14 protein-coding genes are annotated in these 17,627 nt (G+C 39.9%); 8 read left to right on the top strand and 6 right to left on the bottom strand.

Going from position 1 to position 17,627, the window contains the following annotated elements; genetic code table 11:
- Positions 1 to 239 precede the first annotated feature (239 nt).
- From uvrD to N7931_RS16295, 3 genes are all read left to right on the top strand, one after another.
- Positions 240 to 2,405, top strand: a complete 2,166-nt coding sequence (uvrD, locus tag N7931_RS16305; RefSeq protein ID WP_262795412.1) for a DNA helicase II — start codon at positions 240 to 242, stop codon at positions 2,403 to 2,405.
- Between the two features lie 84 nt (positions 2,406 to 2,489).
- The gene (locus tag N7931_RS16300; protein WP_262795411.1) at positions 2,490 to 3,758 is read left to right on the top strand and encodes a diguanylate cyclase; all 1,269 of its coding nucleotides are present in this window, start codon (positions 2,490 to 2,492) and stop codon (positions 3,756 to 3,758) included.
- Positions 3,755 to 5,017, top strand: coding sequence for a diguanylate cyclase (locus N7931_RS16295; RefSeq protein ID WP_262795410.1), 1,263 nt, complete (start codon positions 3,755 to 3,757; stop codon positions 5,015 to 5,017). Before N7931_RS16300 ends, N7931_RS16295 begins: the two co-directional genes overlap by 4 nt.
- An 86-nt stretch (positions 5,018 to 5,103) precedes the next feature.
- Here the strand turns inward: N7931_RS16295 and gpsA are convergent, their stop codons facing one another.
- Genes gpsA through N7931_RS16275 form a run of 4 tightly spaced genes read right to left on the bottom strand, consistent with a single transcriptional unit; the run spans position 5,104 to position 7,324 of the window.
- Positions 5,104 to 6,111: an NAD(P)H-dependent glycerol-3-phosphate dehydrogenase gene (gene gpsA / locus N7931_RS16290; RefSeq protein WP_262795409.1), complete on the bottom strand. Its 1,008-nt coding sequence runs from the start codon at positions 6,109 to 6,111 to the stop codon at positions 5,104 to 5,106.
- 3 nt (positions 6,112 to 6,114) lie between these two features.
- A complete protein-coding gene (secB, locus tag N7931_RS16285) occupies positions 6,115 to 6,615 on the bottom strand; it encodes a protein-export chaperone SecB (RefSeq protein ID WP_262795408.1) in 501 nt (166 codons plus the stop codon).
- Positions 6,616 to 6,634: 19 nt separating this feature from the next.
- Entirely contained in the window at positions 6,635 to 6,889 is a 255-nt protein-coding gene (gene grxC, locus N7931_RS16280; RefSeq protein ID WP_262795407.1) for a glutaredoxin 3, read from the bottom strand.
- A 6-nt stretch (positions 6,890 to 6,895) separates the two neighbouring features.
- Complete coding sequence (locus N7931_RS16275) at positions 6,896 to 7,324, bottom strand: rhodanese-like domain-containing protein (protein WP_262795406.1); 429 nt, start codon at positions 7,322 to 7,324, stop codon at positions 6,896 to 6,898.
- Between the two features lie 303 nt (positions 7,325 to 7,627).
- Between N7931_RS16275 and gpmM the strand changes: the two genes are divergently transcribed.
- From gpmM to N7931_RS16250, 5 genes are all read left to right on the top strand, one after another.
- Entirely contained in the window at positions 7,628 to 9,175 is a 1,548-nt protein-coding gene (gpmM, locus tag N7931_RS16270) for a 2,3-bisphosphoglycerate-independent phosphoglycerate mutase (RefSeq protein ID WP_262795405.1), read from the top strand.
- Positions 9,176 to 9,202: 27 nt separating this feature from the next.
- Entirely contained in the window at positions 9,203 to 10,390 is a 1,188-nt protein-coding gene (locus N7931_RS16265) for a murein hydrolase activator EnvC family protein (protein WP_262795404.1), read from the top strand.
- A gap of 42 nt (positions 10,391 to 10,432) precedes the next feature.
- Positions 10,433 to 12,766: a Tex family protein gene (locus N7931_RS16260; RefSeq protein WP_262795403.1), complete on the top strand. Its 2,334-nt coding sequence runs from the start codon at positions 10,433 to 10,435 to the stop codon at positions 12,764 to 12,766.
- A gap of 151 nt (positions 12,767 to 12,917) precedes the next feature.
- A complete protein-coding gene (locus N7931_RS16255; RefSeq protein ID WP_262795402.1) occupies positions 12,918 to 13,457 on the top strand; it encodes a DUF2760 domain-containing protein in 540 nt (179 codons plus the stop codon).
- A complete protein-coding gene (locus N7931_RS16250) occupies positions 13,454 to 15,325 on the top strand; it encodes an Hsp70 family protein (protein ID WP_262795401.1) in 1,872 nt (623 codons plus the stop codon). The genes N7931_RS16255 and N7931_RS16250 overlap by 4 nt, the downstream gene beginning before the upstream one ends.
- A 111-nt stretch (positions 15,326 to 15,436) precedes the next feature.
- Here N7931_RS16250 and purD read toward each other — a convergent pair whose 3' ends face one another.
- Both purD and N7931_RS16240 read right to left on the bottom strand, forming a co-directional pair.
- The gene (gene purD, locus N7931_RS16245; protein ID WP_262795400.1) at positions 15,437 to 16,726 is read right to left on the bottom strand and encodes a phosphoribosylamine--glycine ligase; all 1,290 of its coding nucleotides are present in this window, start codon (positions 16,724 to 16,726) and stop codon (positions 15,437 to 15,439) included.
- Positions 16,727 to 16,750: 24 nt separating this feature from the next.
- Positions 16,751 to 17,566, bottom strand: a complete 816-nt coding sequence (locus tag N7931_RS16240) for a class I SAM-dependent methyltransferase (protein ID WP_262795399.1) — start codon at positions 17,564 to 17,566, stop codon at positions 16,751 to 16,753.
- Positions 17,567 to 17,627 lie beyond the last annotated feature (61 nt).

Here is a 17,627-nt window from a genome sequence, read left to right as displayed (position 1 = left end):
CTGAGCACTGAGCACTGAGCACTGAGCACTGAGCACTGAGCACTGAGCACTGAGCACTGAGCACTGAGCACTGAGCACTGAGCACTGAGCACTGATTTAAAGCTGTTTGAAATAAAGTATCTAGCTTAGATGTTATCTTTGATTAATTGAATAATATAAATAGTTGCTTACTTCACTTGGGAACTGTTAGTTTATCCAGTACAATTTACCAGTGTTAAAAATAATAGAATGGTTTTTGAATGGATATTTCACACTTAATTGATGGTTTAAACGATAAACAGCGTGAAGCAGTTGCTGCTCCTCAGCAATCTATGCTGGTATTAGCTGGTGCCGGTAGCGGTAAAACTCGAGTGCTGGTGCAACGCATTGCATGGTTAATGCAGGTTGAGCATATATCGCCCCATTCAATTTTAGCTGTGACATTCACCAATAAAGCCGCCACCGAAATGCGCCACAGAGTTGAAGATTTATTGCAAACCTCTGTGCAAAGCATGTGGATTGGTACTTTTCATGGTTTAGCTCATCGCATGTTACGTCTGCATTATATGGATGCAGGCTTGCCTGAAGGGTTTCAAATTCTGGATTCAGACGACCAGCTTAGATTAATTAAGCGGGTTGTTAAAGCGCTCGATTTAGATGAAAAAAAATGGCCGCCCAAACAGGCCATGTGGTATATCAATGCCAAAAAAGACGAAGGTTTGCGCGCCCAGCATATTGAAACTTATGGTAATCAGCAGGAAGAAGTTTGGAAAAAAGTCTATCAGGCGTACCAGCAAACCTGTGATCGCTCCGGCTTAGTGGATTTTGCAGAGTTATTATTACGCGCACACGAACTTTGGCTGAAAAATCCGGCATTATTAAAACATTATCAAAACCGCTTTAAACATATTCTGGTCGACGAGTTTCAGGATACTAACAGTATCCAATACGCTTGGCTAAGAATGCTGGCCGATGCCGATAACTTTATGATGATAGTCGGTGATGATGACCAATCTATTTATGGCTGGCGTGGTGCTCGTGTTGAAAATCTCCAACGGTTTTTAAACGATTTTCCTGATGCCTATACCATTCGGCTTGAACAAAACTATCGTTCAACTGGGACGATTTTAAAAGCAGCTAATACCGTTATTGCCAATAATGCCGACAGATTAGGTAAAAACCTTTGGACTCAGTCGGACGATGGTGAGCAGATCACCGAATATTCAGCGTTTAACGAGTTAGATGAAGCTAGATTTATTGTTGGTCGGATTAAAGACTGGTTTAATCAAGGTAATTTGCTCGCCGAAAGTGCCATTTTATACCGTAGCAATGCTCAGTCCCGTGTACTGGAAGAAGCTTTACTGCAAGAGCGTATTCCTTATCGAATTTATGGCGGTTTACGCTTTTTTGACCGTCAGGAAATTAAAGACTCATTAGCTTATTTACGCCTGATTAATAATCGCCAAGATGATGCTGCGTTTGAGCGGATTGTTAATACACCAACTCGTGGTATTGGTGATAAATCGCTCGAACAAGTTCGTCAATTTGCCCGCCAACACTCAACGACCATGTGGGATGCCGCCAGCGAAATGCTGGATAAAACCTTATTAGCCGGACGCGCCGCTAGTAGTATTAAACGTTTTATTGAATTAATTGGTGAAATTGATAATGAAATTGACGATTTACCTTTATATCGGCAGGCAGATATTGCGATAAAAAAATCCGGCTTATACCAAATGTATCAGGACGATAAAGGTGAAAAAGCACAGGCTAGAGTTGAAAATATCGAAGAACTAATTACCGCCTGTCGCCAATTTGATAATACAGAACCAGAGTTAAGCGATTTAAGTGCATTTTTATCTCATGCAGCGTTGGAATCTGGTGAAAATCAGGCGGATAAACATCAGGATGCAGTGCAGTTAATGACATTGCACACAGCCAAAGGGTTAGAATTTCCGCTGGTGTTTATGGCAGGTGTAGAAGAAGGCATGTTTCCAAGCCTTCAAACCACCGAAGAATCTGGCCGGATGGAAGAAGAACGCCGCCTTTGTTATGTCGGTATGACCCGAGCCAAACAAAAGCTTTATATCACCCACGCTGAAACTCGCCGGATTTATGGTAAAGATCAATACCATTCACCAAGCCGTTTTTTAAGCGAAATACCGGCTGACTGTATTGAAGAAGTTAGGTTGAATAATCAAGTGAGCAGACCCAGCTTCGCTGGACGTTTTAGTCAGGAAAGCAAACAAGACAATTTTAACGAAACTGGATTTTCATTAGGCCAAAGGGTTAACCACACAAAATTTGGTTACGGCATTATCACTAATTTTGAAGGTGCTGGAAACCAAAGCCGAGTAGAAGTTAACTTTGAAGATGTTGGCAGTAAATGGTTGATGGTTGCTTATGCAAGGCTGGAAACTTGTTAATATTTTCTTTGATATATCAAAGTTTTCCAGTGAGTAAAAATTGTGCTTTAATAGATTAACTTGCTTAATAGATAGGATTGTCTTTTGGAAAACAATAAACCAATGTTGGTGATAGAAGATAGTAAACCTATTGCTAAAGTCATCAAACATGTCGCACAAAAAGCAGGGTTTCAGGTAAAAATTGCAGAAACTTTTGCTCAATGCCAAGAAATATTACAGCAAGGACATCAGTTTGAAGTCGCTTCAATTGACTATAATTTGCCTGATGCAAGTAAAGGAGAAGCAATTGATCTGGTTTTAACATATAAGATTCCCAGTATCGTTTTGACTGGTCAAATAGATATAAAAACCAGAGAGCAAATTTTGAATCGCCCCGTGATTGATTATATTCCAAAAGAAAGTGGGCAAACTTATCATTATTTAGGTAAGTTATTAACTCGTCTGGAGTTGAATAAACAGATCCGAGTTTTAGTTGTTGATGACTCTAAGTCAGCGAGAAAATATATATGTAAGCTATTAGAAAGGCATAATTTTTTAATCTCTGAAGCAGAAGATGGGCAGCAAGGGTTAGCTGTTTTAGCTGAATATCCAGATATTCGATTAGTTATTACTGATCATGAGATGCCTATTATGAATGGTATTCGTTTTGTCAGTGAAGTCCGAAAGTTTTATGCAAAAGACCAACTTGCAATTATCGGCTTATCAGGGGATAACGCAGGTTCTTTATCTTCACGATTTATTCAAAATGGAGCTAATGATTTTTTACCTAAGTCTTTTTGTTATGAAGATTTTTATTGTCGAGTAATGCAAAATATTGAAAATATAGAATATGTTAATAAAATTAAATATCTGGCGAATACAGACTACTTAACAGGGCTTGTTAACCGGCAGTATTTTTTTGAACAAGTTCCTAAGTTAAAAATGCAGGCTCGCCAGCAATCACTAATTTATTCAGTAGTGATGATTGACATAGATCATTTTAAATCTATAAATGATACTTATGGGCATGATGTAGGTGATAAGGTTATTCAAGCTCTTTCTGCCACTTTATTAACTTATTTTCCGACCGATATTTTGCCTCAGCAAGTCGCTTCAAGATTTGGGGGGGAAGAGTTTTGTTTATTCTTGCAAGCAGAAGACCCAAAAATAATCCTAGAACAATTAGAAAATTTGCGAAAAGAAATTCACGAACAAAACCTTCCATATCTGCAGCATCAGATCCAATATACTATAAGTATTGGGTTAACTTTCCAAGACGATGATTTAGAATCCATGATAACTCAAGCAGATAAAGCTTTATATCAAAGTAAACAAAGCGGCAGAAATCGAATAACTTTGGCTGCCGTTTCATGAAAAACTTAGTTTTAATTGTTAATTCAAACCCTCAAACCGCAAATCGAGTCGCAGCCCTAGTCGATAAACTTGGCTTTAGTTACCAAGTGATTGATTGCTATTTTAAGTTAGAAAAAAATTTATCTCTGCACGAGGAGTACTTTTGCGCCTGTACTGATATAAATATAAAAAATGCGCCAAATGGTGAAGCAATTGATTTGTTAACCAGCCATGACATACCTACGTTTGTTTTAACTGAATTGCTAGATGAATCTATCCGTGAAACGGTATTAGCTAAAACAGTTATTGATTATATTACAACAGAAACAATTCACTCTTTTGATTATGTAGCTAAATTATTATTGCGTCTGAAAACAAATTTGTCTGTGAGAATTCTAATTGTTGATGATGCAAGTGCGACCAGAAAATATTTAAAGAACTTATTAGTTAGGCATAACTTTAATGTGGTTGAAGCAACCAGTGGGGAGGGGGCACTGGAAAAATTAAATCAGTATACGGACATCAAGTTGGTGTTAACTGATCAAACTATGCCTAAAATGAGTGGGATAGAATTAGTTCAGGCAATTCGAAAAAAGTATTCTCAAGAACATTTAGCCATTATCGCTATTTCAGCTACACCTAAAAGTATTATTTCTGCTCGGTTTTTAAAAAATGGCGCTAATGACTGTTTGGCTAAGCCTTTTAATGCCGAAGAGTTTTATGCTCGAGTTTTCAGAAACTTGGAATATATTGAATATGTTGCTCAAGTTCAATTCGCTGCTCGACATGATTATTTAACCAAAGTGTATAACAGACGTACATTTTTTGAATTAGCTCAAAATGATATTGAAGAAAGTAAAAATCAGATTCAGGCTTGTATTGCTATTATTGACCTAGATTATTTTAAAAAAATTAACGATCAATTTGGTCATGATGCTGGTGATATTGTATTAGTTGAGACTGCTAAACGAATCACATCTCACTTTCGGGATGCTATAGTCGCACGTCTTGGTGGAGAAGAGTTCTGTATATTTTTACCGGATATTAGTTTAGATGAAGCTTACTTTCGGTTTGAGTTCTTATGTCACCACTTTGAAAGTTTTGAATTTACAATCCCAAATAAAAAGATTCAAGTAACGGCGAGTATAGGCGTTTCAAGCTGTAATGCTAAAACACTAGAGCAGGCTATGAAGCAAGCAGATTTAGCTTTGTATGAAGCTAAATCAAGAGGTCGTAACGGTGTAGTGTCATTTGATGAAATGGTAAAAGAAGTTAATTAACTCTGTTAATAACCAAATAATATAGCTTCAGCTAATTTATATAATGCAGTTTATATTCTACTCCTAGACGGAGTAGAATATAAAATTTATTCAAACTTTTGCTCACGACTTAATAAAGCAACTGCGGCTTCTTTAGGGGATTTATCTTGGTATAGCACCTGATAAATTTCATTAACGATTGGCATTTCAACCTGCATTCGTTGCGCTAGCATATAAACTTCTTTGGTATTGCGGTAGCCTTCTACTACCTGACCAATATCTGTCATTGCCTGCTCAACACTTTTGCCTTGACCCAAAGCTAAGCCAAATCTGCGGTTACGCGATTGGTTATCGGTACAGGTTAATACTAAATCACCTAAACCGGCCATGCCCATAAAAGTTTCAGGTTTTGCACCTAGGGCTGCGCCTAATCGACACAGTTCAGTTAGCCCACGGGTAATTAATGCGGTTCTGGCATTTGCACCAAAGCCAATACCGTCAGCCATACCTGCGCCAATTGCAATTACGTTTTTAACTGCGCCGCCAAGCTGTACACCGGTAAAGTCATTATTTTTGTAAACTCTAAAAGTGCGCTCACAATGCATTAAATCAGATAAAGTTTGGATAAACTCGCTACTGGTTGATGAAACCGAAATAGCGGTTGGCATGCCTGCGGCCATTTCTTTAGCAAAAGTAGGGCCGCTAACCACAGCTAACGTTGCATCATCGCCAAGTTGTTCTCTGGCCACATCTTGTAAGAGTCTGCCTGTTTCTGGCTCTAACCCTTTAGTTGCCCAAGCAACAGATGCATCGGGTAATAAATGTGGTTTAATTTGAGCTAGCATATCGCCAAATGCATGGCTTGGCACAACCAGTAGAATATTTTTACTTTGGCTAACGGTTTTAACTAAATCTGATTCCAACTCTAGCGAAGCCGGAAACGCAATACCGGGTAAATATTTGCTGTTTTCCCGATCCTGCTGCATTTGTGCAACTTGTGCTTGATCGCGAGCCCACAATAAAGTTTTATGGCCATTACGAGCAATACAAATGGCTAAAGCGGTGCCGTATGAACCGGCACCAATTACGCTAATGTCGTAAGTTTGTTGTGTCATAAATTATGAATCTAATTTTTGTGACTCATCTTGTGCTTGAGCTTGTTGCTGTGCAACCTGTTGCATATAGCTTGCAAATAAAGCATCAAAATTTACTGGCGCTAAGTTTAACGGTGGGAAAGTACCACGGTTAACTAAGTTTGAAATAGCTTCGCGCGCATACGGGAATAAAATACCCGGGCATAATGAGCCAATCGTATGTGCCATTTGTTGTGGTGGTAAATTAGCAATACCAAAAATACCAGCTTGCTCTACTTCAACTAAAAAAGCGGTTTTGTCACCTACTTTAGCCGTAACTGTAATTGATAAAACAACTTCGTAGTTATCGCCTTCTAATTTTTTAGATTTAGTGTCGATATCCATTTGCACTTCCGGTTTCCACGCTTCGGTGAAAATTTCCGGTGAGTTAGGCGTTTCAAATGAAATATTTTTTGCAAATACACGTTGAATTGCAAATTGTGCTGCTGCGTCTTGTGCGCCGGTTTCTGGAGTTTGTTCAGACATGGAAATACCTTTGTTATATTTAAGTGTTGAGTAGGCGATCTAACTCGCCGTCGAGATCAGCTTCAAGCAGGTCATCACACCCACCAACATGATGCTCGTTAATAAAAATTTGCGGCACAGTTTGTCTGCCACTTAGTTCGATCATTTGTTCGCGTAACTCTGGATTAGCGCCAATGTCTATTTCGTCAAATTCAACCCCTTTTTGGGTTAAAACATATTTTGCACGAGTACAAAACGGACACCAAGCTTTAGTATAAACTGTGACTTTAGCCATAAAAGATTAACCTTTTGCTACAGGTAAGTTTGCATTGCTCCAGGCATTCATACCGCCATCAAGAATATTCACATTCTCAAAACCAGCCTGAGCGAGTTGATTTGCTACTTTGCTGGCGCTCATACCAGCAGTGCAAACTACTATAATGGGGCGTGATTTTAATTTTTCAAGTTTTGCGTTTTTACCGCCTTCAACCTGTTCTGTAGGAATATTCAGCGCACCTGCAATATGACCTTTGTTGTAATCAGCTTGTCCTCTGATATCAAGTACAGTGGCATCTTGCTTATTTACGAGCATAGTTAATTGTTGCGTATTTACCCGAGTAAAAGCCGAAAATTTAGCTTGTACAAATGTGTAAATTATAGCGAAAAATAATACAAACCAAATCGCCGTTAAAAACGGATGGTTTGCGAAAAATCCAATATATTCTTGCATATTTAAACCTGATAACTAGAAAAAACGCGGTGATTATACCCTTAACTTTGGGCAAAAGGATACCGTGAAAAAATGCACAAAAAATTTATTTTTCACGAAAATAGTCAATATAATGCCTAAACAGACTGATTTGTATTATAAAACTAGGTAAAATACAGCTATTAGAGCAATTAAAATGCAAAGATTATTGTGTTTAATGCTTAAATCCGATTGATTTAATCGTTTTATTCAGATTGATTTCAGCGGAACGAACAAGATAATAAAGATAACGGCAAAATTTTAGTAAAAACTAATAGGAAGACGATGACTATGAATAAAAAACCGCTTGTACTAATTATTATGGACGGCTGGGGTTACAGCGAAAACCCTGACAATAACGCGGTAATGGCTGCAAATACGCCTAATCTTGATCGTTTAACCAAAGAATTCCCAAATACCTTAATTTCTGGCTCAGGTATGGATGTTGGTTTACCACACGGCCAAATGGGTAACAGTGAAGTAGGTCACGTAAACTTAGGTGCTGGTCGAGTTGTTTATCAAGACTTTACTCGTGTCACTAAAGATATTGAAGAAAAAACCTTTTTTGAAAATGAGGTTTTAGTTAAAGCCGTTGATGCAGCTGTTAACTCAGATAAAGCTGTGCATATTATGGGCTTAGCATCACCAGGTGGGGTGCACAGTCACGAAGATCACATTGAAGCCATGATTGAACTTGCTGCACAACGTGGTGCAGACAAAATTTATTTCCACGCATTTTTAGATGGCCGTGATACACCACCTCGTAGCGCAAAAGCGACTTTAGAAAAATTTGAAGCCCAGTTTGAAAAAATGGGTAAAGGCCGAGTTGCTAGCTTAATTGGTCGTTATTATGCGTTAGATCGTGACCAACGTTGGGATCGTGTTCAGTCATGTTATGACTTATTAACCTCAGGTGAAGCGCAATTTACAGCCAAAACTGCGGTAGAGGGTTTAGCAGCTGCTTACGAGCGTGATGAGAATGATGAATTTGTTAAAGCAACGGCTATTTTAGATGCGGACGGTAATGCCGCAAAAGTAGAAGATGGCGATTCAGTTATCTTTATGAACTTCCGTGCAGACCGTGCTCGCGAAATCACACGTGCATTTGTTGATGCTGATTTTTCTGGTTTTGAGAAGAAAAAATCACCAAAACTAGCTGATTTTGTGATGTTAACTCAATATGCTGCCGACATTAAAGCGAGTATTGCTTACCCAACTAAAGAGCTAGTTAATGTATTTCCTGAGTGGTTAGAAAAGCACGATAAAACTCAGTTACGTATTTCAGAAACTGAAAAATACGCTCACGTGACATTTTTCTTTAGCGGTGGCCGCGAAGAAGAATTTAAAGGTGAAGAGCGTGTTTTAGTGCCATCTCCACAAGTGGCGACTTATGATCTTCAACCAGAGATGAACTCAGTGTTATTAACTGACAAATTAGTTGAAGCAATTGAAAGCCAAAAATTTGATGCAATTATTTGTAACTATCCAAATGGCGACATGGTGGGTCACACCGGTGTATTTGAGGCAGCAGTAAAAGCTTGTGAAGCGGTTGATGTTGCGATTGGCCGAGTGGTTGAAGCATTAGCAAAAGTGGGTGGTGAGTGTTTAATTACTGCTGACCACGGAAATGCAGAACAAATGACAGACCCAACAACAGGTCAGGCACACACAGCACATACCAGCGAGCCAGTACCGTTTATTTATTTTGGCCGTGACGCTGAAGTTGTAAACAGCAAAGGTGTGTTAAGTGATGTTGCACCAACTATGCTGCATTTAATGGGTATGGAACAGCCTGCTGAAATGACAGGCACTCCAATTATGAAACTAAAATAAACCGGTTTTTTTTAAGAGCCTTTTATTTTGTTTAAACCCATGAATTTGCATAGGTTTAAAAATAAAACAGCCAGAAGCTTTTCTGGCTGTTTGTTATTTTTATTACTCTGTTTTCAGCTATTTTGGACAAACTCAAGCTTAGCGGCGAGCGAGGCACAAACCAAAGCAAAACTGGAAAAAGTCCAGCAGCAAATCCTGCAAACCCAAACCGATTTAAAACAAAACTCCAAACAACTGAATCAAATTGAACAAGCACTCAAAAAAACAGACAGAGCCATCGGGCAAGTGACCAATGAGTTACGTAAAACCGAATCGTCACTGGTTCAAACCAAGCAACAAATTAAAGAACTAGAACAACAGCAAAAAGAGCTGGAAGCGATTAAAGCTGAACAGCTAAACATTTTATCAGCGCAGATAAAAAGTGCTTATCAGGTTGGTCAGCATGATTATTTAAAAATGATGCTCAACCAAGATTCTCCCGCCACACTTGAGCGTATGCTGAGTTATTATCAATACTTAAATCAGGCCAGATTAAGCGCAATTGATAAACTAAAAATTACCTTAGCTGCATTAGAGCAAAACAAACTGGTATTAAATCAAACTCAGCAAGAGCTAGCACAGCTTTTACAATTACAAACCGATAAAAAAGCTGAACTGGTTAACTTAAAAGCACAACAAAAAGAAAACTTACTTCAGTTAAGCCAAATTATAAAAACCGATGAACAACAACTGGCAAATTTAAAACAAGATGAAAATGCATTAACCGCAGCGCTAGAGGCGCTTGCCGAGGCGGTTGAAGCTTTGCCTGAACAGCTCGATTTTAGCGGTTTATCACAAGTTAAAGGTAAATTATTATGGCCAACTAAAGGTCAGGTTAAAGACTATTTTGGCCGTACTAAATCAGGTCAGTTACGTTGGAAAGGTATCGTGATTAATGCGCCTAGTGGGCAGTTAATTAACAATATTTATGCCGGACGCGTGATATTTTCTGATTGGCTTAAAGGCTATGGTTTAGTGTTAGTGGTAGAGCATGGCGATGGATTTATGAGTTTATACGGCCATAATCAAGCTTTATTAAAAGAAGTTGGCGACATTGTTAGAGCGGGTGAACCCATCGCATTAGTTGGCCAGTCCGGTGGACAAAATACACCGGGTTTATATTTTGAAATTCGCCATCAGGGTAAACCTGTTGATCCAACTAAATGGTGCAATTGATTTAAATAAGCAAAGACGCTTATTGAATGAGCAGGAATAAAAATGACAAATATTGTAAATTTAATCGCTGATGAAATTGGCGTTAAAGCCCAGCAAATCAATGCTGCGGTTGAGTTATTAGATAGCGGCGCAACAGTGCCTTTTATTGCGCGTTATCGTAAAGAAGCAACCGGTGGGTTAGACGATACCCAATTACGTACGCTGGAATCTCGCTTGGGTTATTTGCGTGAATTAAATGAGCGCAGAGAGGTTATTTTACGCAGTATTAACGAGCAAGGAAAACTGACTCCGCAACTGGCTAACTCAATTGAACAAGCACAAAGCAAAACCGATTTAGAAGAGTTATATCTGCCTTATAAACCTAAGCGCAGAACCAAAGGTCAAATTGCAATTGAAGCTGGGATTGAGCCGTTAGTCGATGCTATTTTGGCTGATTTAACATTAGACCCTGAAAACCTTGCGCAAGATTATTTAAATGCCGAAGCGGGCTTTGCCGACACTAAAGCCGTGCTAGAAGGTGCTCGTTTTATTTTAATGGAACGATTTGCAGTTGATGCCAGTTTGCTTAAAAAAGTGCGCCATTATTTAACTCAAAATGCCACGATTGAAGCTAAAGTGATTGCCGGAAAAGAAAAAGAAGCGGCTAAATTCAGCGATTATTTTGAGTTTAGCGAAGCCATTAAACAAATTCCGTCGCATCGTGCGTTGGCTATTTTTAGAGGCCGTAACGAAGGCTATTTAGCGCTGAGCTTAAATGCTGATCCAAATAAAGATGAAAATCAAACTGGCTCTGTCGTTGAGGTTATGATTGCCGAGCACTTTAATTTTAAATGGCAAGGCCGAGCCGCTGAAAGCTTTTTAAAACAAGCGATTAGCTGGACATGGCGGGTGAAGATTCAAACCCACATGGAAACTGAGTTATTTGCTGAGGTAAGAGAAAAAGCCGAAGGCGAAGCTATTTCGGTATTTGCCAAAAATTTAAAAGATTTATTAATGGCGGCGCCTGCCGGTGATAAAGTGACTATGGGATTAGATCCGGGTATTCGTACTGGGGTAAAAGTCGCGATTGTTGATAAAACCGGTAAATTATTGACAACCAGCACAATTTTTCCACATCCACCACAAAATGCGTGGGATAAAAGTAAACGCACTTTAGCCAATTTAATTCGCCAGCATCAAGTTGAGTTAATCAGTATTGGTAACGGGACTGGCTCGCGTGAAACTGATAAGTTAGTGGCTGAGTTATTAAAAGAAGAAAGTGAATTAAAACTCAATAAAATTATGGTGAGTGAAGCCGGTGCATCGGTTTACTCAGCATCAGAAACCGCTGCGGCAGAATTTCCTGAGTTGGATGTTTCTTTACGTGGCGCGGTTTCTATTGCTCGCAGGTTACAAGATCCGCTGGCAGAGCTGGTTAAAATTGAACCTAAATCAATTGGTGTTGGCCAATATCAGCACGATGTAAACCAAAGCGCGTTATCTAAATCACTTGATTCTGTGATTGAAGATTGTGTAAACGCGGTTGGAGTTGATTTAAATACAGCGTCAGTTCCGCTGTTAACTCGGGTTTCTGGTTTAACTAAAACGATGGCGCAGAATGTTGTTAATTTTAGGGATGAACAAGGCCGGTTTAATTCGCGTGACGAGCTTAAAAAAGTTGCGCGTTTAGGGCCAAAAGCTTTTGAACAATGTGCAGGATTTTTACGAATTGTTGGCGGCACAAACCCGTTAGACGCATCGGCGGTTCACCCAGAAGCTTACCCTGTCGTTGAAAAAATTCTAGCTGCTAATGATGATACGGTTACGGCATTAATTGGTAACTCTAGCAAATTAAAAGCGTTAAATCCGGCGGATTATACTGACGAACAGTTTGGTTTGCCGACAGTAAAAGATATTGTTGCTGAGCTGGATAAACCGGGGCGCGATCCAAGACCTGAATTTAAAACTGCAACGTTTAAAGAAGGGGTTGAATCGATAGAAGACCTTAAAGTGGGTATGACACTTGAAGGCGTAGTAACAAACGTGACTAACTTTGGTGCATTTATTGATGTAGGTGTTCACCAAGACGGTTTAGTGCACATTTCTGCGATGTCCGAAACCTTTATTGATGATCCGCGCAAAGTGGTTAAAGCCGGTGATATTGTTAAAGTTAAAGTGATTGAAGTAGACGCACCACGTAAACGTATCGGTTTTACCATGCGTTTAAATGATCCGGTTGAGGCAGGTGCAAAACCGATTGCTAATAAAGCCCAAGCTAAACCACAAGCGAAAAAAGGGAATGCACGCCCGGCAAAATCTGGCGGCAATCAAGCTTTTGGAAATGCCATGATGGGTAATGCTTTTGCAGAGGCATTTGCTAAAGCCAAAAATAAATAATCTGTAGTTTTCAGCCTGCTTTAACTTAAAAGCAGTTCGCTGTTATTAAAACCCGGCGTAAAGTTTTATCTTACTGGCCGGGTTTTGTTTGTTATTCACTATGTTTTAATTGGCTAGAGCTTCTAGCTTTAAATAATTAACGGAGTCTGTCATGAGACTAACTAGCGCATTTTCTTACTTTTTTAAAATTCTTTTTCAGGGTGAGGCAAAAGCTTTAGCTGGTGTAGCCAAAACTCAAGCTGAGCCATCTGCAAATAATGAGCAAGCAGCACAAAATCGCCCAAAATTTCAACATTCGCAATTACCAGCAGTACAGGTACTTAACTTATTTCAAGCAAACGGGCGGTTAATCGACTTTTTAAAAGAAGATATTACGCCATATTCCGATGCCGATATTGGTGCTGCGGTGCGTGATATTCATGCCGGTTGCCGTAAAGTATTAGATAAACATTTTGATGTGCAGCCGATTATTGCTAAAAACGAAGGAGATAGTGTAGCTGTTGAAGCTCATTTTGATCCGTCAAAAATTGAATTGGTCGGTAACTTAACCAGCCAAAATGCCAGCGAAACCGGCGCTCAAGGCCTGTTAGTTCACAAAGGCTGGTATGCTGCTAATACGCATTTGCCAACCATTGCTGATGGTCAGGATCAAACTGTGATTGCTGCCGCGCAAGTGGAGGTTAAAGCATGAGCCAGTATGTAGTTGGAATCGACCTAGGCACCAGTAATACAGCGTTATCTTATGTTGAAAATGCGGAGCAATCTGGTGAGCAGATTAATGTTGTCAGCATGCCAATTCCACAAGTAGTCGCTGCCGGTAGTGTTGAAGAAAGAGCCTCTTTACCATCCACTGTGTATTTAAGTTCAGGCGATGATTTACCACATGGCGCACTCAATTTGCCGTGGCGCAGTGAAGATACAAGTGTTGTTGGCTATTTTGCTCGTGAGCAGGGAGCTAAAGTACCGACTCGTTATATTCATTCAGCTAAAAGTTGGTTTTGTTATTCAGGGATAGATCCAGAAAAAAAATTATTACCGCCTAATACACCTGAAAAAAATATCAAGCAATCGCCGTTTGAGATTGCCAAAATGATCCTTTCTCATTTAATTGAATCTTGGAATGAAAAGATAGCTCAGGGTGATCAGCAAAAATCATTAATTAATCAGGAAGTGACCATTTGTGTGCCTGCCAGTTTTGATGCCAGAGCGCGTAACTTAACCGTAAAAGCCGCTGAAGAATTAGGATTTGCCAATTTACACTTATTGGAAGAACCACAAGCTGCAATTTATAGCTGGATTGCCTCTATGGGACGCGATTGGCGTAACCAAGTTGAAAAAGGCGACTTAATCTTAGTTGTGGATGTGGGCGGTGGTACCAGCGACTTTTCATTAATTGCGGTTACCGAAGAAGAGGGCGAGTTACAACTGCGCAGAGTTGCGGTTGGTGAGCATATTTTATTAGGTGGCGATAATATGGATTTATCGCTGGCGCATACGGTTGCCAATAAATTAAAACAGCAAGGTCATAAAAAACTGGATGACTGGCAACTTGCTGGTTTGGTCCAGCAATGTCGGGTCGCAAAAGAAGAATTATTATCTAATGACGAATTAACTCACTGGCCTTTAACTGTGCTAGGGCGTGGTTCATCGGTTATTGGCGGTTCAATTAAAACCGATTTAACCCGTGATGAACTGAATCAGTTATTGCTTGAAGGGTTTTTCCCGCTGGTTGAGTCGTCAGAAGTTCCGCGCGAAAAACGCCGTTGGGGTTTTAAATCGAGCGGCTTACCTTATTCAAGTGAACCGGCAATCACTAAACATTTAGCTAAATTTTTAACCCAACATGCTGAGTTATTAGAGCAGGTTTTACCAGACAGGGCTTATAGCGAAATGATTATACCCACCAAAGTATTATTTAATGGTGGAGTATTTAAAGCGCAAGCTTTACGCAACCGGATTATGCAGCAGTTAAATAATTGGGCAGATGAACAAGCAGTAGCCGAGCCGGATGCATTGTCTTCTATTAGTTTAGATTTAGCTGTTGCTAATGGCGCTGCCTATTTAGGCATGGCACGTCACGGCCGTGGCATTCGCATTAAAGGCGGTAGTGCACGCAGCTATTATATTGCGATTGAAAGTGCAGAGCCTGCAATCCCAGGTTTTGAACCGCCAGTGCAAGCAATGTGTATTGTGCCTTACGGAATGGAAGAGGGCACAACTCATGAAATATCTGGCGAAGAAATTGAGCTTTGTTTATGGACAGGGCAAGTTGGTGAATTCGACTTTTTATCCAGCACCACACGTAACCATGATCAAGCTGGTGAACTGTGCGAAATAGACGAAGAAGAACTCGAATTTCATAAACCGATTGAAGCTGAAATCAAAGGTGAAGAACGGATTGCACAAATTGATTTACGAGCACACTTTACCGATATTGGGGTGTTAGAGCTTTATTGCGTTGACCGCGAAACCCAAATTGCGCATAAAATTGAATTTAATGTGCGCGAAGTGGAAGATGGCACAGTAGAAGAAAATGCAGAACAAGAACAAACAATTTAATTGTTTTTATTGAGCCGTATTATAAAAAATCCCACGCGAGCGTGGGATTTTTTGTCTTGATGAGTTGGGATTCGCTTCGCTCGGCCCAACCTACATTTTACAAAAATTCTTTTATTTAGCTTGCTCACGAGCAATCGCGCGATAAGCGATATCGTCACGATACTGAACTTTGTCCCAGTCAATTTGTTTAACTAACTGATAAGCACGTGCTTGAGCGTCGGTTACTGAGTTACCTAAAGCGGTTGCACAAAGTACACGACCACCGGCAGTCACCACATTACCGTCTTTCATTGTTGTGCCAGCGTGGAATACTTTTTCGCCTTCAACTTCTTCGGTCGGTAGGCCAGAAATAACATCACCTTTTGGATAAGCATTCGGGTAACCACCCGCAGCTAAAACGATACCAACAGATGGACGCGGATCAAACTCAGCAACTTTGCCAGCTAACTCACCTTTAGCACCGGCTAAACACAGCTCAACTAAATCAGATTGCATACGTAACATAATTGGTTGAGTTTCTGGATCGCCAAAGCGACAATTATATTCGATAACCTTTGGTGTACCGTCAGCCGTAATCATTAAACCAGCATATAAGAAACCAGTATAAGGCATACCTTCTTTGGCCATCCCCTCAACTGTTGGGTTGATTACTTCGTTCATGATGCGGGTGTAAACTTCGTCGGTTACTACAGGAGCAGGAGAATAAGCACCCATACCACCTGTGTTAGGGCCTTTATCTTCGTTATAAGCACGTTTGTGATCTTGGCTAGTTGCCATAGGCACAACATTTTTACCGTCAACCATAACGATAAAACTAGCTTCTTCGCCTTCTAAAAATTCTTCAATCACCACACGGTTACCAGCATCACCAAATGCGTTACCTGCTAGCATGTCTTTAACTGCGTCTTTCGCTTCATCTAATGTCATTGCAACGATAACGCCTTTACCAGCGCATAAACCGTCTGCTTTGATTACGATAGGCGCACCTTTTTCATCAAGATAAGCTAAAGCTTCATCGATTTGAGTGAAAGTTTTGTACCAGGCCGTTGGAATATCATGACGAGCTAAAAAGTCTTTAGTGAAAGATTTTGAGCCTTCTAACTGAGCCGCTTTTTCTGTTGGACCAAATACAGTTAACCCCGCAGCTTGAAAAGCATCAACTACACCAATAACTAAAGGCGCTTCAGGGCCTACAATGGTAAGTTCAATTGCGTTTTCTTGCGCAAATTTAACTAATCCCTGAATGTCTTCTACACCAATTGCAACATTGGTTAATTTTGGTTCAAGCTCTGTACCTGCGTTGCCCGGTGCTACAAAAACGGCTTCAACTTGGCTTGATTGAGCTGCTTTCCATGCTAATGCATGTTCGCGACCGCCGCCGCCGATAACTAAAACTTTCATTTGTATGATTACCTCTAACTATTTTTATTTCGGTTTTCGAAACTTTAATGTAAATCTGTCACTCTCGCCAATGGCAAGATATTTATGTTTGTTTTCTTCACCCAGTCTCAGGCTTGGTGGCAGTGTCCACACACCTTTAGGGTGTTCGGCTGAATCTTTTGGGTTGGCATTTATTTCGCTGCTGGCTTCTAATTCAAAACCGGCTTGTAGTGCCCAACTAATTGCTTGCGACATTTTAACATAACCACTATTTTTATTGGCATTTTGATCTAAATTTTCTGGCATTTGATGATCAACAACACCTAATATTCCACCGGGTTTTAGGGCTTTATAAAATGATTTAAATGCCGAGATAGCGGCATCTTCTCCACCATTCATATACCAGTTGTGCAAATTACGAAAGGTTAAAACGGTATCTGCACTGTTAGCTGGGGCAATATCTGTATGGGTTAGTGGATTAAACTCTGTGATTATAACATCGCTGTAAGCTGTATTTGATTTTAATCTTTGTTGGTATTGCTCGCGCGATTTTTGAAAATAGCTTACTTTGGTATCTAGCGGAAAATGTGCCGCATAATATTTGCCTTCGGCTTGCAGGTAGGGCGCTAATATTTCAGAATACCAGCCAGCTCCCGGCCAAATTTCTACCACTGTTTGGTTCGGTTTTACTTCAAAAAATTCGAGGGTTTGTTTTGGGTGACGATAGTTATCACGCTTAATATTATCTGTTGTTCTTGTCTCATTAATCAGTGCTTTATCTAAATTATCGGCAAGCGAGTTAAATTGAGTGAATAAACCAGCACTCAAAATGACAGCATAAACAGTTGAATTAAATTTCATGATGATTCCTTTTAGCTGAGAGGGCTTTTAATTATAAGTTGGTTCGCTCAATTCAGACTAT

Origin of the sequence: Catenovulum sp. 2E275 (assembly GCF_025515275.1) — a bacterium.
GTDB lineage: Bacteria > Pseudomonadota > Gammaproteobacteria > Enterobacterales > Alteromonadaceae > Catenovulum.
Note: the sequence above shows the minus strand (reverse complement) of the source record. Positions and strands in the feature narration are given on the sequence as shown.